The following is a 24,491-nucleotide window of genomic DNA, read 5'->3' as shown; positions in this document are numbered from 1 at the left end:
TTCCGTCCCTGCCGAGGCTCGTTCCGTCGACGAACCTCTCGCAGCTCCCCAGGATGAGGCCCGGTTCGCCCCGTCTGTCGACGTGTTGCTGACCCGGCTGGATCCCGGCGTGCCGCTGCCCGCGTACGCGCACGCCGGCGACGCGGGCGCCGACCTCGTGACGACCGAGGACGTCGTGCTCGCGCCGGGTGACCGGGCGCTGGTCGGCACCGGTGTCGCGGTCGCGCTGCCGCCCGGTTTCGCCGGTTTCGTGCACCCGCGCTCCGGGCTCGCCGCCCGGCACGGCCTGTCCGTGGTGAACGCGCCCGGCACGGTCGACGCCGGCTACCGCGGCGAGATCCGGGTCTGCCTGGTCAACCTCGACCGCACCGAGGCGCTCACGCTGCGCCGTGGCGACCGGATCGCCCAGCTCGTCGTCCAGCGCGTCGAGCACGCCCGTTTCCGGGAGGTCGACGCGCTGCCCGACTCCGCACGCGGCTCCGGCGGGCACGGTTCGACCGGTGTGAGATCCGTCGACGACGGCGGAGGGGGGACCTGATGCCCGGTCGTTCCCGCGGCCGCACGGCAGCAGCCGGCCGCCGCGATGCCGAGACCTCCTACCCGGGATACCCGGGGTACGGGGGCCACCCGGACGACGGTCCGGGCCACGACGGCTACCACGACCACGACGACGGGTACGACGACATCCCTGCGGGACGCAACGGGCACGGCGGCCGCAACGGGCGGGGCCCGTCCGGTCCCGCGGACGACGACCACGAGCCGCTCTACGCGCGGGACCACACGCCGCTCGGCTACGACGGGGGCGACCCGGACGACCCCCCGGACGGCCCGCCGCTGCTCACCCACGGCGGGGGCGGGGACGACCGGTCCGGACGGCGCACGAACGGCAAGCCCGCCCGCGGTCGCACCGGCTACGACCGCGAGGGTTTCGACCGGGACGGGTTCGACCGCGAGGGTTTCGACCGCGACGGGTTCGACCAGGAGGGCTTCGACCGCGACGGGTTCGACGAGGACGGGTACGACCGCGACGGCTACCCGGCCGACGACATCGAGGACGACGACCGGTACGACGACGGCTACGAGGACGACGAGGACTACGACGACGACGCCTACGGGGTCGGCGACGGACCACTCGCCGTCCCGCCGCCCGGCCGCGACGGACGTCCACTCGGACCGGCCGACGTCGAGGAGCTCGATCCGTCGATGACGGACGCGCTGGCCCGCATCGACCTCGGGTCGATGCAGGTACCGGTGCCGTTCGGCGCGGAGATGAAGCTCGAGGGCGCCGACGGCGGGCGCCCGCAGGCCGTGCACCTGATGTTGCCGGAGGGCCGGATCGCGGTCAGCGCGCTGGCCGCGCCGCGCACGTCGAACCTCTGGCCGGATCTCGCCGACGAGATCGAGGAGTCCCTGCGCGGCGGTGGCGCGCGCGTGCGGACCGAGCACGGCGACTGGGGACGCGAGCTGCACGCCCGCACCGAGAACGCGGCGTCGGTGTTCATCGGCGCGGACGGGCCGCGGTGGATGGTCTACGGCGTGGCGACGGCCGCGATGGACACCGTCGAGGCACTCGACGTCGAGCTGCGACGGGTGATGCGCGGCATCATCGTCGTGCGCGGCAAGCTGCCGTACCCGCCGCGGACCGTGCTCCCGCTGGAGCGCGCCGAGGACCGCGCCGATGCCGAGAACGCGGACAAGCCGCGCACGGCCAGCATCACCGTGTCCGTGCCCGTCGCCCGCCCCGAGGACGGTCCCGCCGGTGCGGCGGGTGGTTCCGGGGACGGCGCGACGACCCGCACCCCGGCGGCGGCGAACGGCGCCACGACCCGCACGCCTGCCGCCGGAGGCGCCCGCAACGTTGCGGCGCAGGCCGGCGGGACCGGCCGCAACGGCGTCCAGGCCGGCGGGACCGGCCGTAACGCCGCGCAGGCAGGCGCCACCGGTCGCAACGGTGCCCCGCAGGCCGGTTCGACCGGTCGCAACGCTGCCGCGCGGAACGGCGCGGCGCGGGGTGGTGCGTCGCAGACCGGTGCCACACCGGACGGAACCGGTCGTCCCGACGCCCGCGGCGCGTCCGCCCGGAACGGCGCGGCCCGGGGAGGCATCCCGAACGGTGCCCCGGCGAACGGCGCGCCGCGCAACGGCGCCCCGGCGAACGGCGCCCCGGCGAACGGTGGCCCGGCGAACGGTGGCCCGGCGAACGGTGGCCCGGCGAACGGTGGTCCGGCGAACGGTGGTCCGGCGAACGCCGCGCCGCGCAACGGCACCGCGGGACCCGCTCCGGCTCCGCAGATGGCGGACCGTGGTGGGCCCGCCGGAGCGCAGCAGCCGCCCCGGCGGCCGGGCGCCCCACCCGCGGGCAGGAGTCCGGACGGACCCGACGGTTCCGCCCCGGTCGAGCGCACGGCCGCGAACGGCCCCCGGCCCCCGGCCCGCGGGCGACCGGCCGACGCCGCACCGCGGGAGGAGCCGGCCCGCGGCCGGCGCGGTCCGGAGGCGACCGGCGCACGCCGTGCACCGTCCCCGGTGGAGGAGACCGGCATCCTGCGCCCGCTCGGCGCGGTCGCGCCGGGCACCCCGCCCCACGACGCCGGACGACCGGCTCGCGGGGAGCAGACCGGGGCGGCCGCCGCCCTGACCCCCGACCAGCGGGAACGTGCGACACCGTCCGGGGAGACCGGCCGCACCACGGGGACCGGTCGGACCCGGGCCCCGGCGGGCGACACCGGCCGCAACCGATCCCGCACCGACGTACCCACCGGTCGCTACGACGGCGCCGGACCGTACGACGACGATCGGTTCGACGGGGACCGGTACGACGACCGGTACCAGGACGCCGGATACCACGACGACCGGTACGACGACGCCGGGTACCAGGACGCCGGGTACCAGGACGCCGGGTACCAGGACGCCCGGCACGACGACCGGCACGACGACCGGTACGACGACGACCGGTACGAGGGCACGGGCCGGTACGGCCGCGCCGACCGGTACGGGTCCGCGCGACCCGGCACCGGTCGCTACGACCGCGCCGACCGGCCCGCCGCCGGGCCCGGCGGCACCGGCCGGTACGACCGGACGGACGCCGAATACGACGACCGGTACGGCGACGACCGGTACGACGACCGGTACGACGAGACCGCCCGGGACGAGGACGCCGGCCGGTACGGCGGCGCCGGCCGGGCCCGCCCGGTCGACGGGACCGGACGGGCCCGCCGCACCGCCGGGGACAGCGGCGCCCGAAGGCCCCGCCGCGACGTCGTCGACCCGCGCGACGACCGTCCGGCCGTCGCCCGGATGCAGGCCGACGACGACCTGCTCGCCCCGCCCCCACGACGGGACGGTCTGCTGTGGACCCCCGCCGACCGGGGTGTCGTGGGCGACGTCCGGCCCGATCCCGTCGACGACGAGCTCCCCGAGCGCCGCGACCCCGCGATCACCGCGGTGTCGTCCTTCGCGCCCGAGACCGACCGGACACCTCCGGGTGGTCTCGGCGACGGGTTCGACGCCGGCGACCGCCGGTACTGCCCCGACCGGTCGCTGTGGGACGAGCCCGAGACCCCGTCCCGTGGCAGCGGCACGGTGGCGCGGGACCCGGACGACGGATTCCCGCACGACGAGCCGTCGTGGCGCGCGCGCCCGGACGTCGAGCCGGCGCCGGCCGGACCGCTGGCGATCGAGGACATCCCGCTCGCGGACGTCCCGCTCGAGGAGGCGACGCTGGACAGCGCGCCCGTCGCCCCCGTTGCACCGCCGCCTGCACCGCAGGAGCTGCCCCGGAGGCGGCCGTCCGGAGGCGGCCGTCGCCGGGACGTGTCCGCCACGGACGGCCGAGGGATGCGCCGCCGCGACCCGGAGGAGGAGGCGCTCTCCGACTGGATGTCCGCGGAGATCGCGCACCGTCCCTCCGGACGGCACGCCGAGCCGGGCGGGCACGACCGTGCGAACGGTGCCGCCGTACGACCCCTCTCCGAGCGGCCCGGGGCCGATCGGGCGGCATCCGGCGATGCGCTGTTCCGTTCCTCGGAAAGTGGGACGACCGACGGACCGGACGGCGACCGCCGCTCCGGCCACCGCGCCACCGACGCGGGGGAGGGCCGACCCCGGCGGCGTCGGGAACGCGACCGCACCGGAACGGACGGCCGACCGTCCGGGAACGACCCGTTGTCCCTGTTCAGCGCGCCGCGGGACCCGGGGCGGCACCGACGGTGACAGCGGTTCCCGGCGGCGTCCGGACTGTGAGTGGTGTCTCACCCTCGGGGGTGGCGATGCCGGTCGCACACGGGCACACGGCGCGCGTCGCGCGCGTTACCCTGATGTCGCGAGAGCACGACACGAGCACGAGTCGGATCGCGACACGAGCGACAGGCTCCGACACGGGTCGGACCTCCGCGGGGCCGAGGAGAGAGATGGGCGCAAGCGACAGCGGGGCGTTCCGCAAGATGCTCCGCAAGCTCACCAGCGACGTCGACGAGCTGGACGCGCGCGACCTGGCCGAGGACGCCGAGGACTCCGGCGCCCAGAAGGCGCGGGACTGCGCGTGCGGCGAAGAGATCATCATGCTCGGCCGGATCCGGAGCGTCGAGCTGTGCCCGCAGAGCGCGGACGCGACGCTGCGGGCCGAGCTGTTCGACGGGACCGACGGCGTGACGCTGGTCTGGATGGGCCGCCGCCGGATCCCCGGCATCGAGGCGGGCAAGACCATGCGGGTACGCGGTCGGCTGTCCGTCCGGGACGGTCAGAAGGTGCTCTACAACCCGTACTACGAGATCTGCCAGGCCCAGTGACCCCACCCCCACCGGACGACACCCCGACCACCCGCTTCCCGCGCGTCGAGGACGGGCCGAGGCACGCGGCGCGGCCGGAGCAGGCCCCCGAGGGTGACACGACCGAGCGCACGCCGACGCTGCTGGAGCAGATGGGCGGCGTGCCCGGCATCGTCGCGTCCACCGTCCCGGTGCTCGTGTTCGTCGTGGTCAACGTGATCACGTCGCTCACGCCCGCGCTGTGGGCGGCGATCGGGGCCGGTGTGCTCGTCCTGGTCTGGCGGCTGGTCCGCAAGGACCCGATCCAGCCGGCGATCTCCGGTCTGATCGGGGTCGGCGTGTGCGCGCTCGTGGCGAACCAGACCGGTGAGGCGCGCGGCTTCTACCTGCCAGGACTGCTCTACAGTGCGTTCCTGGGGGTCGTCGCGCTGGTGTCGGTGGTCGTCCGCTGGCCGCTGGCCGGCGTCATCTGGCACGGCATCAACGGCCACGGGCAGGGCTGGCGCCAGGACCCCGTCCTGCTGCGCGCCTACACGTGGGCGACGAGCATCTGGGCGTTCGTGTTCGCGGCCCGCGTCGTCGTGCAGGGCCTGCTCTACGGCGAGAACGCCGAGACCCTGCTGGGCATCGCGCGGCTCGCGATGGGCTACCCGCTGCTCGGCGTCGCGATCCTGGCCACGGTCCTGATCGTGCGCCGCGCGGAACGCTCCCGCGCCGCCACGGCCTGAGCACCCGGCGTTTGACCCGGGCCCCGGCCCGTGACGAGGGTGTCGCATGCTCCGTGTGGATCAGAAGCGTCGCGGTCTCGCCGGTGCCGACTTCGTCGCCCACCTGGACGGCCGTGAGGTCGCGAGCTGGCACGTCGGCGTCAACTGGACGGGCGGGCGTCGACCACAGGAGGTCACGGTCGACGGCGAGCGGTGCGAGCTCCGCATCGACGGCCGCGAGCGCTTCGGCCAGGCGGCGGCGGGCGCGGCCGCGGCCGGGAGCTAGTCGAGCGCCGCGCGGATCTCGTCCTCGACGGCCGCCGTCGCGACGAACAGCAGCTCGTCGCCGGCCTCCAGCGCGTCGTCGGGCTGGGGGACGATGACCCGCCCGCCGCGCAGGATCACGACGAGTGCCGAGTCCGGCGGCAGGTCGAGGCTCCGGACCGGCCGCCCGGCGAGCGGCGTCGGGTCCGGCAGCGTGACCTCCATCAGGTTCGCCTGCCCCTGGCGGAGCGTCAGCAACCGCACCAGGTCGCCGACGGCCACCGCCTCCTCGACGAGCGCGGCCAGCAGCCGCGGCGTGGAGACCGCGACGTCGACGCCCCAGTTCTCGCCGAACAGCCACTCGTTGCGGGGGTCGTTCACCCGGGCCACGACCCGTCGGACCCCGAACTCGGTCTTCGCCAGCAGCGACACCACGAGGTTGACCTTGTCGTCACCGGTCGCGGCGATCACGACGTCGCAGCCCTCGATGCCGGCCTCCTCCAGCGAGGCCAGCTCACAGGCGTCGGCGTGCACCCACTCGGCGGCCTCGACGGCGGACGGGTCGATGTTCGACAGCTCCCGCTCGATCAGCATCACCTGGTGCTCGGACTCGACGAGCTCCAGCGCGATGGACCGGCCCACGGCGCCGGCCCCCGCGATCGCGACGCGCATGCCGCTCATCCCTCCTCGGGCGGCACGGAGGCCGCCGCCGTGACGTCGCTGACGGTGCCGGACTTCGCCGCCACGTAGACCGTGTCGTCGGCCTGCACGGTCGTGTCGCGGTCCGGGAGCACGCCGGTGCCGAACCGGACGATGAACGCGACCCGAGCCCCGGTGGCCTCCTCCAGCATCCGCACCGGGTGGCCGGCCCACCCCTCGTGCAGCGGCAGCGGCAGCACCGCGACCGTCCCGGTCGGCTCCCGCCACGCCGTCGCGACGCCGTCCGGGAGCAGCATCCGCAGGAAGCGGTCCGTCGTCCACGGCACGGTGGCGACGGTCGGGATGCCGAGCCGCTCGTAGACGGCCGCGCGCTTGGCGTCGTAGATCCGGGCGACGACCTTCTCCACGCCGTAGCGCTCCCGCGCCACACGCGCGGCGATGATGTTCGAGTTGTCGCCGCTGGAGACGGCGGCGAACGCGTCGGCGGACTCGACACCGGCCTCGTCGAGGACGGCGCGGTGGAAACCGAAGCCGACGACCTGCCGGCCGCGGAAGTCCGGGCCGAGGCGGCGGAACGCCTGCGGGTCGCGGTCGATGACCGCCACCTCGTGGCCCAGCCGTTCGAGCCCGGCGGCCAGCGAGGCGCCGACCCGGCCGCAGCCCATGATCACGACGTGCATGGTGGGAGGTTCCTTCGGCGGTTCGGGGAGGCCGGTGGGCAGACGCTATCGCGAGTTCGCGCGCCCCGGAGCATAGGCTGCGCACCGTGCCCAAGCTCGCCGTCGCCCTGAAGCGGCTGGTCGTCGGCCGACCGCAGCGCAGCGACCGCCTGACCAGCACGTTGCTCCCGAAGCGGATCGCGCTCCCGGTGTTCGCGTCGGACGCCATGTCCTCGGTGGCCTACGCGCCGGAGGAGATCTTCCTGACGCTGTCCGTGGCCGGCGTCGCGTCGTACGCGATGTCGCCGTGGATCGGTCTCGCCGTCGTCGTGGTCCTGCTCACGGTGGTGGCCAGCTACCGGCAGAACGTGCACGCCTACCCGTCCGGCGGGGGCGACTACGAGGTCGCGACCGTCAACCTCGGCAAGCCCGCCGGTCTCACGGTCGCCAGCGCACTGCTCGTCGACTACACGCTGACCGTGGCCGTCTCGATCTCGTCGGCGGCCGCGAACATCGGCGCGCTCGTCCCGTTCGTGGCCGAGCACAAGGTGCTGTTCGCGGTGTCCGCGATCGTCGTCCTGACGGCGATCAACCTGCGCGGGATCCGTGAGTCCGGTACGGCGTTCGCGGTCCCGGTCTACGCGTTCATCTTCGGCATCGCCGCCATGCTGATCTGGGGCTTCACCCGGATCCTGATCTTCGGCGACGAGGTGCGCGCGGCCAGTGCCGACCTGCAGCTGATCTCCGAGGGGGACCAGTTCACCGGGCTGGCGCTGGTGCTGCTTGTGCTGCGCTCGTTCACCCAGGGCGCCGCCGCGCTGACCGGTGTCGAGGCGATCAGCAACGGCGTGCCGGCGTTCCGCAAGCCCAAGTCGCGCAACGCGGCCACCACGCTGCTCATGCTCGGAACGCTGTCCGTGACGATGTTCATGGGCCTGATCGCGCTGGCCCAGTCGACCGGCGCGCAGATCGCCGAGGACCCCGTGCGGCAGTTCCCGACGGCGCCGCCCGGCTACCGGCAGCAGACGATGGTCGCCCAGCTCGCCGACGCCGTGTTCTCCGGCTTCCGGCCCGGGTTCTTCTTCGTCATCATCATGACGGCGCTGATCCTGGTGCTGGCCGCCAACACCGCGTTCAACGGGTTCCCCGTGCTCGGGTCGATCCTGAGCCAGGACCGCTACCTGCCCCGGCAGCTGCACACCCGAGGGGACCGGCTGGCCTACTCCAACGGCATCCTCGCGCTCGCGTTCTTCGCGATCCTGCTTGTCCTCGGGTTCCAGGCCGAGGTCACGAAGCTGATCCCGCTGTACACGGTCGGTGTGTTCGTGTCGTTCACGCTGTCCCAGGTCGGCATGGTCAAGCACTGGCAGCGCGCGCTCGCCGACGGACCGGAGCCACCGGAACGGCGCCGGATGCGGCGCAGCCAGGCGATCAACGGGTTCGGCGCGGCGATGACCGGCGTCGTGCTGCTCACCGTGCTGATCACGAAGTTCACGCTCGGGGCCTGGATCGCGATCGTCGCGATGATCGGGTTCTACGTGCTGATGCTGGCCATCCAGAAGCACTACGACCGGGTCGCGGCCGAGCTCGAGGCCGACGAGTCGGACGACGTTCTGCCGTCGCGCAACCACGCCGTCGTGCTCGTCTCCAAGATCCACAAGCCGACGTTGCGGGCACTGGCCTACGCGCGGGCCACCCGGCCGGACATCCTGGAGGCCGTGTCGGTCAACGTCGACGACGCGGACACCAAGCGGCTCGTCTCGGAATGGGACGAGCGGAAGATCCCGGTGCCGCTCAAGGTCGTCGAGTCGCCGTACCGGGAGATCACGAAGCCGGTGCTGGACTACGTGAAGCGGATCCGCTCGGAGAACCCGCGCAACGTGGTCACCGTCTACATTCCGGAGTACGTCGTCGGGCACTGGTGGGAGCAGGTGCTGCACAACCAGAGCGCGCTGCGGCTCAAGACCCGGCTGCTGTTCCAGCCCGGCGTGATGGTCACCAGCGTGCCGTGGCAGCTGCGGTCCTCCGACCGGGCCCGCGCGCTGAGCCCGCTGACCGCCCCCGGCGCGTCCCGGCGCGGGTACCCGACCCAGGCGCAGCTGCCCGGCGAGCGGAAGACCGGTGGGAGCGTCGGCCCCGCGTCCACACCGGACGCCGCGCGCACCCCGGACCGGCGGTCCCCGCAGAAGCGGACCCCGGAGAAGAGACGGTGACCGTCCCGGTGGCCGACTGGACCGACCGGATGCTCGAGCTCGAGGTCGGTCCGGTCGCGCACGGCGGCCACTGCGTCGGGCGCGTCGGCGACGACGGGGAGCCGGACCCGCACGGGCGGGTCGTGTTCGTGAGGCACGCGCTGCCCGGCGAGCGGGTGCGCGCCGTGGTGACCGAGGACGGCGGTGGCGCGTTCTGCCGGGCCGACGCCGTCGCCGTGCTGCGGGCCTCCGCGGACCGGGTGACCGCACCGTGCGAGTGGGCGCGCCCCGGTGGCTGCGGGGGCTGCGACTTCCAGCACGCCGATCCGGCGGCGCAGCGCGCGCTGAAGACGGCCGTCCTGCGCGAGCAGCTCTCCCGGGTGGCGGGCGTCGACGGGGACGTCGTCGTCGAGGAGCTGCCGGGTGGCGCGCTCGGCTGGCGCACCCGGGTCCGGCTGGCCGTCGACGCGGCCGGGACGGCGGGCCTGCGCGCCCACCGCAGCCACGACGTGTGCCCGGTCGCGGACTGCCTGCTGGCCCCGGCCGGGACGCTGCCGCCGGTGCTCGGGCGGGCGCACCGACCGGGTTCGGAGATCGAGGTGACGGTCGACGACGTCGGCGTCGCGCGCGTGGACGTCGCGGTCGTCGCGCACGCCGCGGGACGGGCGTGGGAGCTCTCGCCGGGCGTGTTCTGGCAGGTGCACCCGGCGCTGGCGGACACGCTGGCCGGGGTCGTCGCCTCGTGGGCCCGTGCGCCGGAGGGCGGCGTCGCGTGGGACCTCTACGGCGGCGTCGGTGTGCTCGCGTCGGTGCTGGCCGGGCAGGTCGGGCCGTCCGGGACGGTGATGGTCGTGGAGTCGTCGCGCGACGCCGTCGACGACGGACGGCGGGCGCTCCCCGACCTCGGGCAGGTGCGGTTCCGCGCGGCCCGGGTCGAACGGGAGATCGCGACGCTGGCGCCGGACCCGGACGTCGTCGTCACGGACCCGCCGCGGGCTGGGCTGGGGCGCGCGACCGTGCGGGCGCTGGCCGCGCGCGGGCCGGAGCGGGTGGTCCACGTGGCGTGTGACCCGGCCTCGCTGGCCCGCGACCTCGGACTGTTCGACGAGCACGGCTACCGCCTCGGCGGTCTGCGGGCGTTCGACGCGTTCCCGATGACCCACCACATGGAGGCCGTCGCGCTGCTGGAGCGGACGTGATCGTCGCGCACGTCTCCGACCTGCACCTGGACGGCACCGGGCCCCGTCGCGCACGGGCCGTCCGGGTCGGCGACCACCTCCGGGCGCTGAACCCCGCTCCGGACGTCGTGGTGGTCACCGGCGACGTCGCGGACCACGGCCTCCCGGCCGAGTACGACGAGGCCCGCGACGTGCTCGACGGGCTGGCGCCACTCGTCGTGCCCGGGAACCACGACGACCGCGACGCGCTGACCGCCGCGTTCGGACCGACCGACCGGGTGTCTCGTACCGACGGCCTCTCCGTGGCGCTCCTGGACACCCTCGTGCCCGGACAGGGGCACGGAGAACTGTCCGACGGCGCGCTGCGGCTGGTGGCCGGGATCGCCGACGAGCCGGGCCCGGTCGTGGTGGCGCTGCACCACCCGCCGATGCCGGTCGGGCACCCGACGATGGACCGGATCTCCCTGCGCGACCCGGCGTCGCTCGAGGCGGTGCTGCGCAGGCGGTCCGGACCGACGCTCGTGCTGTGCGGGCACCTGCACATGCCGATCGTCACGACGTTCGCCGGCCATCCGCTCGTGGTGGCGCCCGGTGTGGCGTCGACGCTGCGGTCGCCGGAGGAGCCGGGGGAGGGGCCGGTGCGGGACCCGTCGGAGCCCGGTCTGGCGTTGCACAGGCTGGCTCCCGGGAGCCCCCCGCTGACGGTGTTCCGCACGCCCGCGTGAGCGGCCCGACCGCACGGCCGGCCGGGGTGAACGCGCGCTGATCCGGAGACTGCGCACGGGGCGGGAGAACGCGTGTGCCCGGACGCACGCGTCCGCCTGATCCGCGCGCGAACCGCGGATCACGGTGCACCCGACCGAGCCGTACGTCCTCAATGTCCGTATCGTGTCGGCGGTCGGCGACACATCGGGAGACCAGCCATGCCGGGCATCGTCCAGAAGATCCAGCAGTTCCTCCGCAGCCCGCAGGGCCGGAAGATGACCGACCAGGCGAAGCGCTACGCCTCGGACCCGAAGAACCGCGCCAAGGCGCAGGACATGCTGAAGCGCTTCCGCGGCGGGGGCGGTCCGCGGCACTGAGCCCGGGATCCGCTACGATACAGAGGCTGAATCGGAGATGCTCCGAAAAGGGTAAGCCCCTGTAATCCAATCGGCAGAGATGATGCACTCAAAATGCATACAGTGTGGGTTCGAATCCCACCGGGGGCACTCATAATTGTCGGTGGGTGATGAGACGGTTCGCCCGTGCATCCACCCGAGACGGTCGCTGAAGCGCGGCGGCTGTACGAGTCCGGTTTGTGCGTGCAGGACGTCGCTCGGCGAATGGGGCTCCCGCAACGCACGGTTCGTCATTGGTGTCGCGGCACTCGCCGTACGGGTCGGGATCGTCGCGATTCGTCGACGTGTCCGCGGTGCACGAACGCTCCGCTGAATCGTGAGCGATATTCGTATCTGCTGGGCATGTATCTGGGTGATGGGCACATCACCCGGTCCATGCGGACCCACCGCCTGTGGATCTTCTGCGCCGATGCCTGGGCCGGGAGTCGTCGCAGACGTCGTGCAAGCCGTCGGCGACGTGCTCACGTCGTCCGCGGTGAGCATCGTCCAACGAACCGGATGTGTCGCCGTCGTGAGCCACTCGAAACACTGGGTCTGCCTGTTTCCGCAACACGGACCCGGAATGAAGTACACGCGGCGGATCGAGCTGGAACCGTGGCAGGACGAGATCGTTCGCGAGCATCCCGGTCCGTTCTTGCGCGGCCTGTTCCATTCGGACGGCTGCCGCACGGTCAATCGAACGCGGGCGACCGTGGACGGCGTCGAGAAGGCCTACAAGTATCCGCGGTGGATGTTCTCCAACAGGTCCGAGGACATCCACCGGTTGTGTGCGGCGGCACTGGACCGGCTCGGTATCGCTCACCGTCGGTCAAGGGCCGACACCATCTCCGTGGCCCGGCGCGACGCCGTCGAACTGATGGACCGCGTCGTCGGACCGAAGACGTGAGCGGTCAGTCCGCCGCGGGCACCTCGTGGCTGGCCTCCCGCAGCCGGCGGCGGAGCGTCTCCAGGTCGGCGCGGGCCGGCGTCGTCGTGGTCACGAACTCCTCGACGAGGTCGGCGAAGCGCCGTGCGCGTTCGATGTGCGGGAAGTGGCCGCCGCCGTCGAAGATCTCCAGACGGCTGTCCGGGAGCGCGACGTGTGCGGCGCGGGTGTGCTCGACCGGGATGACCGGGTCGCGGGAGCCGCCGACGAGCAGTACCGGGATCCGGTCGAGCAGGTAGAGCCGGTCCGTCCCGGCCAACCGCTGCCCCGCACCGTCGAGCGAGCCGCGCACGGTGTGGACGAAGGCGCCGCGGGCGCCGGAGTCGGCGAACGTGTCGAACGCGCTGAGCACGCCGTCGACGTCCGCGCCCGGCAGGAGCCGCGCCAACCGGTGGCCGAGACGGCCGAGCCACGCCGGGGTGATCGCCGAGACCGCCCGCAGGACGGTGTTCGCGCCCGGCAGCGTGGCGGCACGCAGCGCGGGGGTGACGTCCGAGCCGAGCCCGCCGCTGGACACGAGCCCGACCCGCTCGACGAGCTCGGGGAACTGGTGGGCGTACTGCATCGCGACGCCACCGCCGAACGAGTGGCCGATCACCGTCGCCCGGTCCAGGCCGAGCACGAGCAGCAGGTCGCGGACCTCGGCCGCGTAGGCGCCGAGCGAGTAGTCCCCGCTGCCCGGCTTGGCCGACCGGCCGTGCCCGAGCAGGTCCGGCGCGATCACGTGGCAGTGCCTGCCGAGCAGCGGCAGCACCGCCTCCCAGGTGAGCGCGCTGCTGGCCAGCCCGTGCAGCAGCACGACCACCGGACCGCCGCTCGTCGCGCCGGCCTCCAGGAAGCTCACGACGTTCCCGTGCAGCACGATGTCGCGGCGGGTCACCGGAACGGCGGCCACGCCGGACGTCGGACGGGTGCCGTTCCGCCTCGTCCGGGCGGCGGCGCCGGTGGATGCACTCATCACCGTCCATGACTACCCGCCCGGACGGACCCACCACGCCGGACACCGACGTGTTTCGGCACACGAAGTGCCGAAGTGGGGGCCGACCGCGGGTCGGGACCGGTAACCTGGATGCTGTCAGATCCCGCCGTACACACACGGTTCCTCGAAGGAGAGACGAGTTGTCCCAGGACGTTCCCGCAGTTGCCGACACGCCGCAGGTCGACGGCGACGGTCCGCGCCCCGGGTGGCGGGTCCTGGTCGTCGAGGACGAGGCGCTGATCCGCATGGACCTCGCCGAGATGCTCTCCGAGGAGGGCTACGTCGTCGCCGGTGAGGCGGCCGACGGCGAGGCGGCGATCGAGCAGGCCCGCGAGCTGAAGCCGGACCTGGTCATCATGGACGTGAAGATGCCCAAGAAGGACGGCATCGAGGCGGCCGCGACCGTGGTCGGCGAGAAGATCGCGCCGGTCGTGATGCTCACCGCGTTCAGCCAGCGTGACCTGATCGAGCGCGCCCGCGACGCGGGCGCGATGGCCTACCTGGTCAAGCCGTTCGCCCGGCACGAGCTGGTGCCGGCGATCGAGCTGGCCGTGTCCCGGTTCGCCGAGAAGCGCGCGCTGGAGGACGAGGTCGCGTCGCTGAACGAGCGCTTCGAGACCCGCAAGGTGGTCGACCGGGCCAAGGGCCTGCTGATGACGCACCAGAAGATGTCCGAGCCGGAGGCGTTCCGCTGGATCCAGCGCACCGCGATGGACCGGCGCACGACGATGAAGGCCGTCGCGGACGCCGTGATCGACGGTCTCGCCCCGGCCAAGGCCTGACGGTCCGGCCGGACGGCGTCGGACACCGGCGCCGTCCGGACCGGCCTGCGTCACCCGGAAGGCCGAGCCGACCCCGGCCGCCGGCGACCGCGGCCGCCGGCAGCCGGGCTCAGGCCACGCCGAGGTAGGCGTCCTTGATCGCCGGATCGGCGAGGAGCTCGGCGCCGGTCCCGGCGCGGGTGATCCGGCCGGTCTCCATGACGTACGCCCGGTGCGCACGGGACAGGGCCTGCTGAGCGTTCTGCTCGACCAGCAACACCGTGACGCCCTGCTGCCGGTTGATCTCCGAGATGATCTTGAAGATCTGTGCGATGAACTGCGGCGCGAGCCCCATCGACGGCTCATCGAGCAGGAGCAGGCGGGGCTTGGCCATCAGCGCGCGCCCGATCGCCAGCATCTGCTGCTCGCCGCCGGACAGCGTGCCGCCGACCTGGGTGCGGCGTTCGGCCAGCCGCGGGAACAGCTCGAACACCGCGTCCATCTCGGCGGGCAGGTTCTTGCGGTCCCTGCGGCTGTAGGCGCCCATGTCGAGGTTCTCCAGGACCGTCATGCCGGGGAAGATCCCGCGGCCCTCGGGTGCCTGGCTGATCCCGCGCACCACGCGCAGGTCGGCGCGCAGCGTGCTGATGTCGTCGCCGTCGAACGTGATCGACCCGCCGGACAGCGGGCGGACGCCGGAGACGACCCGCATCGTCGTCGTCTTCCCGGCGCCGTTCGCGCCGATCAGCGTGACGATCTCGCCCTGCTCGACGGTCAGCGAGACGTCGGAGAGCGCCTGGATCCGCCCGTACGCCGCGTTGACGCCGGACAGCTCAAGCAGTGGTGTCATCGTCGGGAACCCCCAGGTAGGCGGCGACCACCGCCGGATCCTCCCGGATCTCGGCTGGCAGGCCGTCGGCGATCTTCTTGCCGAACTCCAGAACGACGATCCGGTCGGTCACGCCCATGACCAGCCGCATGTCGTGCTCGATGAGCAGGACGGTGTAGCCGTCGTCGCGGATCTTGCGGATCAACCCCATGAGGTTGTCCTTCTCCGCGGGGTTGAAGCCCGCCGCCGGCTCGTCGAGGCACAGCAGCTTCGGCTCGGTGGCCAGCGCCCTGGCGATCTCCAGGCGGCGCTGGTAGCCGTAGGGCAGGTTGCGAGCCTTGTCCGCGGCGCGGTCGGCGATGCCGACGAACTCGAGCAGCGCCATCGCCCGCTCGACGGCCTCCTTCTCCTCCCGCACGTGCCGGGGGAGCCGCAACAGCGCACCGAGCACCGACGTCTTGTGCCGCGCGTCCGCACCGACGACGACGTTCTCCAGCGCCGTCATCTCGCCGAACAGCCGGATGTTCTGGAACGTCCTGGCGATGCCGAGCTGGGTGATCTGGAATCGTTGACGACGTCCGAGCGAGGCGCCCTCGAGCAGCACCCGGCCGGACGTCGGCCGGTACACGCCGGTGAGCGCGTTGAAGCACGTCGTCTTGCCCGCACCGTTCGGCCCAATCAGGCCGAGGATCTCGCCGCGGCGGATGTCGAACGAGACGTCGTCGAGCGCGACCAGGCCGCCGAAGCGCATGGTCACGTTCTCCATCCGCAGGAGCGTGTCGCCGACGTCGACGGCGATCTCCCGGTCCGGCGCGACGGCGTCGGCGACCTCGGACTCGCGCTCGGCGCGCTCCGCGTCGGTCATCTGGGCGAGCTCGGCGACGATGCTGCCCTCCGGTGCGTCCGGGTCGCCCGCCTGGAGCGGCTCGCTCATCGAGTCCCTCCCTCGACCGTCTGGGACGGTTCCGTGGTCATCGGATTGTCCGCCGCCAGTTGCTCGGGCTTGCCGATCAGCCGTTGGTAGGCCTGTCGTCCGTAGGCCAGCAGACGCTGGCGGGCACCGAGCAGGCCCTGCGGGCGGAACGCCATCAGCACGATCAGCGCCACGCCGAAGATCAGGTACTTGTACCCGGCCAGCTCGACGAACCGGTTGGGGATGTAGGACACCAGGAACGCCCCGACGAGCGCGCCGACCTTGTTGCCGGACCCGCCGAGGATGACGGCGGCGAGGAACAGCACGGACGTCGGCACGTCGAACTTCTGGTTGTTGACGAAGCCGACCTGGCCGGCGAACAGCGCGCCGGACAGCCCGCCGATCGCGGCGCCGATGACGAACGCCCACAGCTTGAACCGGACCGTCGGCACGCCCATGATCTGCGCGGCGTCCTCGTCCTCGCGGATCGCGATCCAGGCCCGGCCGACGCGGCTGCGCTCCAGGTTGCCCATCGCCAGCAGCACGATGATCGTGATCGTGACGACCAGCCAGTACCACGTGGTGCCGTTCGCGTTCGAGAACAGCGGCTCCCCGTCGGAGCCGGTGCCCGGCGGGCGGCCGACGCCCTGGAACCCGACCTGGCCCTTGAGCGGCCCGACGATCGTCGCCAGCAGCCGGATGATCTCACCGAACCCGAGCGTGACGATCGCCAGATAGTCCCCGCGCAACCGCAGCGTCGGCCCGCCGAGCAGCAGCCCGGCCAGCATCGTCACGGCCATCGCGACCGGCAGCGTCCACAGGTACGGGATGTGCGTGAGCGCCGAGTCCTGGCTGGTCAGCAGCGCTGCTGAGTACGCGCCGACGGCGAAGAAGCCGACGTAGCCGAGGTCCAGCAGGCCCGCCTGGCCGACGACGACGTTCAGGCCGATCGCCAGCAGCGCGAACCGCGCCGCGTCGAACATCGCGATCGGGAAGTTCGTCCCCGGCTCGGTGGTGATCAGCGGCGGGTTCAGCACCGGCAGCGCGTAGATCAGCACCACCAGCGGGATCAGCCACAGCCACTGCTGCGCGCGGGGCAGCGAGTTCCACCTGTCCCGCAGTCCGCGGATGCCCGTCATACCCGTGCCTTTCCGAGCGACTCGCCGAGGATGCCGGTCGGCCTGATCATCAGGATCGCGACCAGCACGACGAACGCGACGACGTCGGTCCACTGCGCGTTGCCGAGCAACGTCTGCCCGTAGTTGCCGATCACACCGAGCATCAGGCCCCCGAGCAGCGCCCCCCGGATGTTGCCGATGCCGCCGAGGACGGCCGCGGCGAACGCCTTGATGCCCAGGATGAACCCGCCGTTGTACTGCACGCCGCCCGGCACCTTCATGACGTAGAACAGGGCGGCCGCGCCGGCGAGGATGCCGCCGATCAGGAACGTCAGCACGATGACCCGCTCACGGTTGACGCCCATCAGCGTCGCGGTGTCCGGGTCCTGGGCGACGGCGCGCAGGCCGCGGCCGAGCCGGGTCCGGTTCACGAACTGGTCGACGATCACGAACATCACGATCGCCGCCACGAAGATCACGATCTGCTGGCTGTCGATGATCGCGCCGAACACGTCGAACACCGGCTCCGGGCGGAACATGATCAGCGCCGCCTCCGGGTTCGGGCCGCGCCAGGCGAAGATCAGGTACTGGAGCGCGAACGAGGCGCCGATCGCGGTGATCAGGAACGCCAGCCGTGGGGCGTTGCGGCGTCGCAGTGGTCGGTAGGCGACGCGCTCCAGCAGGACGGCGATCGCGCCCGCGGCGAGCATCGCCACGAGCATCGCCAGCACCAGGTCACCGACCAGCGCGATCAGCGGGAGGTCCGGCTGGGACGGGCCGAAGCCGAGCGCGGCGAGTGTGAAGAACAGCGCGTACGCCCCGACGATGAAGACCTCGGAATGCGCGAAATTGATCAGTTGGAGAACGCCGTAGACCATCGTGTAGCCCATCGCGATCAGCGCGTAGATGGCGCCGTAGGCGAGGCCGTCGAACGTGTTGGACCAGAACTGCGACAGGAAGCCGTCGACGTCGAAGGTGATCCAGTTCGAGTCCTGCGCGAGCACGGTGGTGTCGGCGAGGAGGTGGGTCAGGAGCACGGGTGTTCCTCACGTGCGACGGGCATGCCCGCTCCGGACCGTCGTGGTCCGGAGCGGACATGCCCGTGGTTCGACTACCGGATGGGGAGGATCAGCTGATCTCGCCGATGGGGACGATCTGGCCGTTGTCCACCTTGTATCCGAAGACCTTGGTGGTGGCCAGCTCGCCGGTGGCGTCCCACTTGAACTCCTTGGAGTACCCGGCGCCGTTGTAGTTCTTCACGTAGTTCAGGACGGCCGCCCGGTCCTTGGCACCGGAGTCGATCGCCTTGAGCAGGATCGTCGTGGAGTCGTAGCCCTCCAGCGAGTACGTGCCCGGCGCGCTGCCGCCCGAGACGCCCTTGTACGCGTCGGCGAACTGCGGGACGAGCTCACCCGGCGTGCACGGGCAGGTGAAGAACGCGTTGTTCGACGCGTCGCCCGCCAGCTTGATGAACTCCGCGTCCTTCACGCCGTCCGGCCCGAGGAACGTGCCGTTGAAGCCACGGTTGGACAGCTGCTGGTCCAGCGGGGCGCCCTCGGCGTAGTAGCCGGAGTAGAACACGACCTGCGGCTGCGCGGCGACGACCTTGGAGACGACCGCGGCGAAGTCCTTCTGCCCGGTGGTCACCTTGTCCTGGCAGCTGGCGTCCACACCGGACGACGCGAGCGCGTCGTTCGTCGCCTTGGCGAGACCGGTGCCGTAGTCCGAGTCGTCCTGGATGACGCAGACCTTCTTGGCGCCGAGCTTGCCGGACATGAACTTTGCGGCGGCCGGACCCTGCACGTTGTCGTTGGCCAGCGCGCGGAAGAACGTCGTCCAGCCGTTCTTGGTCAGCGCCGGGTTGGTCGCGGACGGGGTCAGGTGCGCGAGACCGGCCTGCTGGAAGATCGCGCCGGTCGCCTTCGACTCACCGGAGAACGGCAGACCGACGACACCGATGATGCCCTGCTCGCTGGCGACCTGGGTGACGATGCCGGGCGCCCTGTCCGGCGTGCCCTCGGTGTCGAACTGCTTGAGCTGCACCTGGCAGTTGGGGTTCGCCTGGTTGTGCTGGTTCACGGCGAGCTGGACGCCGTTGACGATGTTGACGCCGAGCTGCGCGTTGCTGCCCGTCTTGGCGCCCGCGTAGGCGATCGTCGTGGTGGGTGCGCAGGTCGCCTGGCCGTTGCCGGCCGGATTGGCGGCGTTCGCCGGCACCGGCAGTGACGTGACGGCGGGAATGTCCGGCCGGTTACCCTGGCCGCCCCCCTGATCGCCGCCGCCGCCCGAGTTGGCCGCGCATCCGGCGAGGGCGAGGGTCAGCGCGACCCCGCCGGCCAGGACGGCAGCACGCCGTGATCTGAACAAGTTCTCCTCCATAGAAGACCGTTCCCCGCTCCAGTGGCGGGCCCCTCCTCCGCCCCCGGGCCGGAGTCCGAGCCGGAAACTAGCCGCGGGATCGGTCCGCGAACAGTTCCCGGATTGTTCTTGTATCCACATCGTGACGGAGCGCCGGATGTGTGTCAGAGGGGTTGCTGACGGTCGGATGTCGCCGGAGGCCGCCCGTTCGTTACCGGTTAGCTGCGACGATTCCGATTCGTAACATCAGATCTGCGGGCGGGTGTCCCGGTGCAGGCAGGTGAGCTTCGCGGTGCAGATGCGGCGATCCTGCTCGTCGACGATCACGATTTCGGACGTCGACGTCGAGCGGCCCACGTGCAACGGACGTGCGGTCCCGATCACCCGTCCCTCGGTGGCCGACCGATGATGTGTGCAGGCCAGTTCCAGACCGACCGGAAAGCGCTCCGGTAACGCGTTCAGTGCGGCCAGAACGGATCCGAGCGTCTCGGCCAGTACCGCGCTGGCACCGCCGTGCAGCAGCCCGTACGGCTGCCGGTTCCCGGCCACCGGCATCTGCCCGACGACGCGGTCGAGCTCGAGCGTGACGAGCTCGAGGCCCATCCGGGTGGCGAGCTGTTCGGCCGCCATGTCCGGCGACATCTCGGGGAGCTGCGAGGGATCGATCGGCACCGGCGAACCCTATCCGCGCCCGACCCGGGCCTCGGCCCACCGGTCGGACGTCGGTCATCCCGCCGTCGAGGCCGAGGGATGCGGCGCACGATCCGGCAGCGCTCGGGTGAGCACGTCGCCGACGGGCACCCGACCCCTCCCGGCGATGGTCGCGCACGGACCAGATCACGGCCGCCTTCCTTGCCGCGCCGGACGCCGCTCCCTAGCGTGTCGATCATCCTGGACGGGTCGGCGAGAGGTGGGTGCGGTGCAGGACGGTGCCGAGCAGGCGTTGCGGATGCTGCGGGAGGGCAACGAGCGCTGGCAGCGCGACGAGCGTGACGACCCGAGGAGGTCCGCCGAGGTGCGGGCGTCGGTCGTCTCCGGCCAGGAGCCGATGGCGATGGTCCTCTGCTGCGCGGACTCCCGGGTCCCTGCCGAGCTGGTGTTCGACCTCGGACTCGGCGACCTGTTCGTGGTCCGCACCGCGGGGCAGGTGGTCGACGACGCCGTGCGGGGCACGCTCGCGTTCGGAGCCGGTGCACTGGGCATCTCGCTGCTCGTGGTGCTCGGTCACTCGCGATGCGGCGCGGTCAAGGCGGCGGTCTCGGTCGCGGGCGGCGAGCCCCTGCCCGCTCCCGCGACGCTGGGCGCACTCGTCGGCGACATCGTGCCGGTGTGCGTCGGCGACGGCTCCGACCCGGACGCCGACGTCGCGACGGCGGTGGACGCCAACGTGCGACGGGTGGTCGCGCAGCTGACCGCCGACCCGTCACTGTCCGGCGCGATCTGCAACGGCCGGCTGACGATCGTCGGGATGCGCTACGACCTGGAGTCCGGCGCGGTCGTACCGGTCTGAGGGCCGGTCAGGGCCTGCGGGTCACGAAGATCGCGGTGCCGGGGAGCAGGCGGCCGCGCAGCGGCGACCACTGGCCCCAGATCCGCTCGTGGCCCTCCGGCCACTCCGGCTCCACCAGGTCCTCGAGCACCAGACCGGCGCCGACGACGTCGCGCACCCGGTCGCCGAGCGTGCGGTGGTGCTCGACGTAGGTCGCCGCGCCGTGGGCGTCGACCTCGAGGTAGGGCGTCCGGTCGAAGTAGGACTGTCCGACGGTCAGCCCGGCCGGCCCGGGGTCGTCCGGGAAGACCCAGCGCACCGGGTGGTTGACGGCGAACACGAACCGTCCGCCGGGGCGCAGCACCCGGGCCACTTCCCGCATCACGAGCCCGGGCTCGGCCACGAACGGGATCGCCCCGAACGCCGAACAGGCCACGTCGAACGACGCGTCGGCGAACGGCAGGTGTTCGGCGCCGGCCTGCACGAGCGGGACCTCGATCCCGGCGCGCCGGTTCGCCGCGGTGGCGTGTCGCAGCATCGACGACGACAGGTCGAGACCGACCGGGCGCGCACCGTGCGCGGCCAGCCAGCGGCTGCACGGGGCCGAGCCGCAGCCCACCTCCAGCACGCGCTTCCCGCGCAGCTCGTCCGGGGCGCCGAGCAGCTGCGCGTCGTCCTCACGCAGGTTCTCCGGACACCACACGAACGCCGTCTCGCCGATGTCGCGGGCGTGCTCGTCGAGGTAGTCGTCGGCGTCGGCGTCCCACCACGCGCGGCTGGCCCGCTCGGACTCCGCGGACGACACCGCGCGGCGGGCGACGCCCGCCGTCCCGACGATCTCCTCGGCGTTCATCGACGACCAGCGTGCCGGGTGCATCTCCGCAGCTCGACCCGGGGACCCGCGTTGCCCCGCCGATCCGGCCCCGCGTAGCATGGGACACACTCGTGGTCAACGTGGCTGATGTTCGCGGACGCCGCACGGGCACCGCACTCGAACGTACGCCGATGACGATTCTCCGACCACGGGAATCGACGCCAGAAGGTGACTGTTACAACGTCGCAGCAAGTGATCGACCACCCCGGTCGGGCCGACCGGACCGCCTACGCACAGCAAACCACCGGAGCACCCCACTACATGTCCACCGACACCACCGCCGCCCCGACCACGCCGCAGGTCGCCGTCAACGACATCGGGTCGGAGGAGGACTTCCTCGCCGCCATCGACCAGACGATCAAGTACTTCAACGATGGCGACATCGTCGAGGGCACCATCGTCAAGGTCGACCGTGACGAGGTCCTGCTCGACATCGGCTACAAGACCGAGGGCGTCATCCCCTCGCGCGAGCTGTCGATCAAGCACGACGTCGACCCCGCAGAGGTCGTCGAGGTCGGCGAGTTCGTCGAGGCTCTTGTCCTCCAGAAGGAGGACAAGGAAGGCCGCCTGATCCTGTCCAAGAAGCGCGCCCAGTACGAGCGCGCCTGGGGCACGATCGAGGCGCTGAAGGAGGCCGACGAGCCGGTCGAGGGCACCGTCATCGAGGTCGTCAAGGGCGGCCTGATCCTGGACATCGGGCTCCGCGGCTTCCTGCCGGCCTCGCTGGTCGAGATGCGCCGCGTGCGCGACCTCCAGCCGTACGTCGGCCGCAAGATCGAGGCCAAGATCATCGAGCTGGACAAGAACCGCAACAACGTGGTCCTGTCCCGCCGCGCCTGGCTGGAGCAGACCCAGTCCGAGGTCCGCAGCGAGTTCCTCAACCAGCTGCAGCGCGGTCAGGTCCGCAAGGGCGTCGTCTCGTCGGTGGTCAACTTCGGTGCGTTCGTCGACCTCGGTGGTGTCGACGGCCTGGTGCACGTGTCCGAGCTGTCCTGGAAGCACATCGACCACCCGAGCGAGGTCGTCGAGGTGGGCCAGGAGGTCACCGTCGAGGTGCTCGACGTGGACCTGGACCGCGAGCGGGTCTCCCTGTCGCTCAAGGCGACCCAGGAAGACCCGTGGCGTCTGTACGCCCGGACCCACGCGATCGGCCAGATCGTCCCGGGCAAGGTCACGAAGCTGGTGCCGTTCGGCGCGTTCGTCCGCGTCGAGGAGGGTATCGAGGGCCTGGTGCACATCTCCGAGCTGGCCGAGCGCCACGTCGAGGTGCCGGAGCAGGTCGTCCAGGTCGGCGACGACTGCATGGTCAAGGTCATCGACATCGACCTGGACCGTCGCCGGATCTCGCTGTCGCTCAAGCAGGCCAACGAGGGCATGACGGTCGACACCGAGTTCGACCCGACGCGCTACGGCATGGCCGCCGAGTACGACGACCAGGGGAACTACATCTACCCCGAGGGCTTCGACGTCGACACCGGCGAGTGGAAGGAAGGCTACGACGAGGCCCGCTCGGCCTGGGAGGGCCAGTACGCCGAGGCGCACGAGCGCTACGAGCAGCACATGACGCAGATCCGCAAGGCCGCAGAGGCCGAGGCGGAGGGCGGCGACGAGGCTGCAGCGGCGAACTACTCCTCGGGCGGCGGCTCCTCGAGCACCGGCGGTGGCGACAGCCAGCCGCAGCAGGCCGAGAGCGGCGGCTCGCTGGCCAGCGACGAGCAGCTCGCGGCTCTGCGGGAGAAGCTCTCCGGCGGAGCGTGATCGCGCACAGGTAGTCCAGCCAAGGGCCCGGTGACCTACAGGTCGCCGGGCCCTTCGGCCGTTCGGCCTCTGGCTCTGTGTCGCAGACCCCGGCGTGTCCCGCACGGCACACCGTGGTGAGGTCACAGTTCGGCACCGGTCGGCCACGATCCGGCACGGTCACGTGATTCGATCACCGGCCCGCGCCAAGATTGACGCATGGCCGGCCGTTCGACCCGCCGGACGCGGTCCGGATCTCTGTCCCTGATCGCTCTCGCGGCCCTGGCGGTCGGTGTCCTGACCGGATGTTCGACGGCGTCCGGCGACCCGAGCATCGCCGTGCCCACGTTCCCGGCCGCCGACCCGAGCCGTCCCGCTCCCGGCGCCGCGCCGATCAAGATCGCCCTGCCGGACGACTGCGCCCGGCTGATGTCCGTCGAGCAGGCCGGTGCGCTGTTCGGCCAGCCGCTCGGCGCGGTGAACGTCAAGACCGTCCGCGGTGTCCCGGAGCCCGCGGTCAAGCGCACCGAGCGTGTCGCGTGCACCTACCGCGCGACCGGTCAGGGCGACACCGGCCCGGTGCTCTACCAGCTGAACATCGGCCGGTACTCGGACGCCGCCGCGGCATCGGCGCAGTGGCGGTCGAACACGAACGCCGAGCGCAGCGGCGCGATGTCGTCGAAGGACCTGACCGTGGCCGGCGCGCCCGCGGTGTTCGTCGAGCAGGCCGACGAGTCGACGCTCGCCGTGTCCTACGGCGTGGACACCCTGACGTTCGTGCTCCCGAAGGCGGCGCCCGGCCAGAACCGGTCGGCCGCGGAGACGTTGCCCGACCTGGCCCAGCGGGTCATCCCGGCGCTCGCGCCGACCCAGCCGCCGGGCAGCAGGCCCGCCGCGCCCGCGGCACCACCCGCGCAGCCCTCGGCGACACCCGCCGCGGCGGAGGGCCGTCCCTGACCCT

Annotated in this window: 24 protein-coding genes and 1 tRNA gene; 15 read left to right on the top strand and 10 right to left on the bottom strand. The window is 72.3% G+C overall.

Annotated features, from left to right (window positions below):
* Positions 1-82: 82 nt before the first annotated feature.
* The 5 genes from dut (at position 83) to EV378_RS02785 (ending at position 5,759) form a co-directional block, all read left to right on the top strand.
* Entirely contained in the window at positions 83-538 is a 456-nt protein-coding gene (dut, locus tag EV378_RS02805; RefSeq protein WP_243653233.1) for a dUTP diphosphatase, read from the top strand.
* Positions 538-4,212, top strand: coding sequence for a DUF3710 domain-containing protein (locus EV378_RS02800; RefSeq protein WP_132421179.1), 3,675 nt, complete (start codon positions 538-540; stop codon positions 4,210-4,212). The genes dut and EV378_RS02800 overlap by 1 nt, the downstream gene beginning before the upstream one ends.
* A gap of 197 nt (positions 4,213-4,409) precedes the next feature.
* Complete coding sequence (locus tag EV378_RS02795) at positions 4,410-4,787, top strand: OB-fold nucleic acid binding domain-containing protein (protein WP_132421178.1); 378 nt, start codon at positions 4,410-4,412, stop codon at positions 4,785-4,787.
* Positions 4,784-5,494, top strand: a complete 711-nt coding sequence (locus tag EV378_RS02790) for a DUF3159 domain-containing protein (RefSeq protein WP_132421177.1) — start codon at positions 4,784-4,786, stop codon at positions 5,492-5,494. Before EV378_RS02795 ends, EV378_RS02790 begins: the two co-directional genes overlap by 4 nt.
* Before the next feature lie 46 nt (positions 5,495-5,540).
* Complete coding sequence (locus EV378_RS02785; protein WP_132421176.1) at positions 5,541-5,759, top strand: hypothetical protein; 219 nt, start codon at positions 5,541-5,543, stop codon at positions 5,757-5,759.
* On the opposite strand, the gene EV378_RS02780 is transcribed toward EV378_RS02785, so the two are convergent.
* Positions 5,756-6,409, bottom strand: coding sequence for a potassium channel family protein (locus EV378_RS02780; protein ID WP_132427292.1), 654 nt, complete (start codon positions 6,407-6,409; stop codon positions 5,756-5,758). The two genes, EV378_RS02785 and EV378_RS02780, sit on opposite strands and share 4 nt — an antisense overlap.
* Positions 6,410-6,414: 5 nt before the next feature.
* A complete protein-coding gene (locus EV378_RS02775; RefSeq protein WP_132421175.1) occupies positions 6,415-7,077 on the bottom strand; it encodes a potassium channel family protein in 663 nt (220 codons plus the stop codon).
* An 86-nt stretch (positions 7,078-7,163) separates the two neighbouring features.
* Between EV378_RS02775 and EV378_RS02770 the strand changes: the two genes are divergently transcribed.
* From EV378_RS02770 to EV378_RS35765, 6 genes are all read left to right on the top strand, one after another.
* Complete coding sequence (locus EV378_RS02770) at positions 7,164-9,269, top strand: APC family permease (RefSeq protein ID WP_132421174.1); 2,106 nt, start codon at positions 7,164-7,166, stop codon at positions 9,267-9,269.
* A gap of 29 nt (positions 9,270-9,298) precedes the next feature.
* Positions 9,299-10,447, top strand: a complete 1,149-nt coding sequence (locus EV378_RS02765) for a class I SAM-dependent RNA methyltransferase (protein ID WP_132427290.1) — start codon at positions 9,299-9,301, stop codon at positions 10,445-10,447.
* A complete protein-coding gene (locus tag EV378_RS02760) occupies positions 10,444-11,151 on the top strand; it encodes a metallophosphoesterase (protein WP_132421173.1) in 708 nt (235 codons plus the stop codon). Before EV378_RS02765 ends, EV378_RS02760 begins: the two co-directional genes overlap by 4 nt.
* Positions 11,152-11,349: 198 nt before the next feature.
* Complete coding sequence (locus tag EV378_RS35180; RefSeq protein WP_165922118.1) at positions 11,350-11,508, top strand: hypothetical protein; 159 nt, start codon at positions 11,350-11,352, stop codon at positions 11,506-11,508.
* 55 nt (positions 11,509-11,563) lie between these two features.
* Positions 11,564-11,637: transfer RNA gene (locus EV378_RS02755), tRNA-Leu, on the top strand.
* Between the two features lie 349 nt (positions 11,638-11,986).
* Positions 11,987-12,433 (top strand): hypothetical protein, encoded by a 447-nt coding sequence (locus EV378_RS35765; protein WP_207908556.1) that lies wholly within the window; start codon positions 11,987-11,989, stop codon positions 12,431-12,433.
* A gap of 4 nt (positions 12,434-12,437) precedes the next feature.
* Here the strand turns inward: EV378_RS35765 and EV378_RS02745 are convergent, their stop codons facing one another.
* Complete coding sequence (locus EV378_RS02745; RefSeq protein WP_132421172.1) at positions 12,438-13,430, bottom strand: alpha/beta fold hydrolase; 993 nt, start codon at positions 13,428-13,430, stop codon at positions 12,438-12,440.
* Between the two features lie 161 nt (positions 13,431-13,591).
* Between EV378_RS02745 and EV378_RS02740 the strand changes: the two genes are divergently transcribed.
* A complete protein-coding gene (locus EV378_RS02740) occupies positions 13,592-14,233 on the top strand; it encodes an ANTAR domain-containing response regulator (protein ID WP_424511203.1) in 642 nt (213 codons plus the stop codon).
* 109 nt (positions 14,234-14,342) lie between these two features.
* On the opposite strand, the gene EV378_RS02735 is transcribed toward EV378_RS02740, so the two are convergent.
* The 6 genes from EV378_RS02735 to EV378_RS02710 all read right to left on the bottom strand — a co-directional run bounded on the left by EV378_RS02735 (position 14,343) and on the right by EV378_RS02710 (position 20,102).
* On the bottom strand, positions 14,343-15,062 hold the full coding sequence (locus EV378_RS02735) for an ABC transporter ATP-binding protein (RefSeq protein WP_132421171.1): 720 nt from the start codon (positions 15,060-15,062) through the stop codon (positions 14,343-14,345).
* A complete protein-coding gene (locus tag EV378_RS02730; protein WP_132421170.1) occupies positions 15,046-15,975 on the bottom strand; it encodes an ABC transporter ATP-binding protein in 930 nt (309 codons plus the stop codon). The genes EV378_RS02735 and EV378_RS02730 overlap by 17 nt, the downstream gene beginning before the upstream one ends.
* Entirely contained in the window at positions 15,972-17,093 is a 1,122-nt protein-coding gene (locus EV378_RS02725; RefSeq protein WP_132421169.1) for a branched-chain amino acid ABC transporter permease, read from the bottom strand. The genes EV378_RS02730 and EV378_RS02725 overlap by 4 nt, the downstream gene beginning before the upstream one ends.
* On the bottom strand, positions 17,090-18,109 hold the full coding sequence (locus EV378_RS02720; protein WP_207908555.1) for a branched-chain amino acid ABC transporter permease: 1,020 nt from the start codon (positions 18,107-18,109) through the stop codon (positions 17,090-17,092). Before EV378_RS02720 ends, EV378_RS02725 begins: the two co-directional genes overlap by 4 nt.
* A gap of 91 nt (positions 18,110-18,200) precedes the next feature.
* On the bottom strand, positions 18,201-19,439 hold the full coding sequence (locus EV378_RS02715) for a branched-chain amino acid ABC transporter substrate-binding protein (protein ID WP_243653232.1): 1,239 nt from the start codon (positions 19,437-19,439) through the stop codon (positions 18,201-18,203).
* 237 nt (positions 19,440-19,676) lie between these two features.
* A complete protein-coding gene (locus EV378_RS02710) occupies positions 19,677-20,102 on the bottom strand; it encodes a hotdog fold thioesterase (RefSeq protein WP_424511202.1) in 426 nt (141 codons plus the stop codon).
* Positions 20,103-20,349: 247 nt separating this feature from the next.
* On the opposite strand from EV378_RS02710, the gene EV378_RS02705 reads away from it, so the two are divergent.
* A complete protein-coding gene (locus tag EV378_RS02705) occupies positions 20,350-20,940 on the top strand; it encodes a carbonic anhydrase (RefSeq protein WP_165922117.1) in 591 nt (196 codons plus the stop codon).
* Positions 20,941-20,947: 7 nt separating this feature from the next.
* On the opposite strand, the gene EV378_RS02700 is transcribed toward EV378_RS02705, so the two are convergent.
* Entirely contained in the window at positions 20,948-21,772 is an 825-nt protein-coding gene (locus EV378_RS02700; protein WP_243653231.1) for a class I SAM-dependent methyltransferase, read from the bottom strand.
* Positions 21,773-22,054: 282 nt separating this feature from the next.
* Here EV378_RS02700 and rpsA point away from each other — a divergent pair, with 282 nt between their 5' ends.
* A complete protein-coding gene (rpsA, locus tag EV378_RS02695; protein ID WP_132421165.1) occupies positions 22,055-23,551 on the top strand; it encodes a 30S ribosomal protein S1 in 1,497 nt (498 codons plus the stop codon).
* Positions 23,552-23,749: 198 nt separating this feature from the next.
* Entirely contained in the window at positions 23,750-24,487 is a 738-nt protein-coding gene (locus EV378_RS02690) for a hypothetical protein (protein WP_132421164.1), read from the top strand.
* The last annotated feature ends 4 nt before the right edge of the window (positions 24,488-24,491 follow it).

The organism is Pseudonocardia endophytica (assembly GCF_004339565.1).
Classification (GTDB): domain Bacteria; phylum Actinomycetota; class Actinomycetes; order Mycobacteriales; family Pseudonocardiaceae; genus Pseudonocardia; species Pseudonocardia endophytica.
Note: the sequence above shows the minus strand (reverse complement) of the source record. Positions and strands in the feature narration are given on the sequence as shown.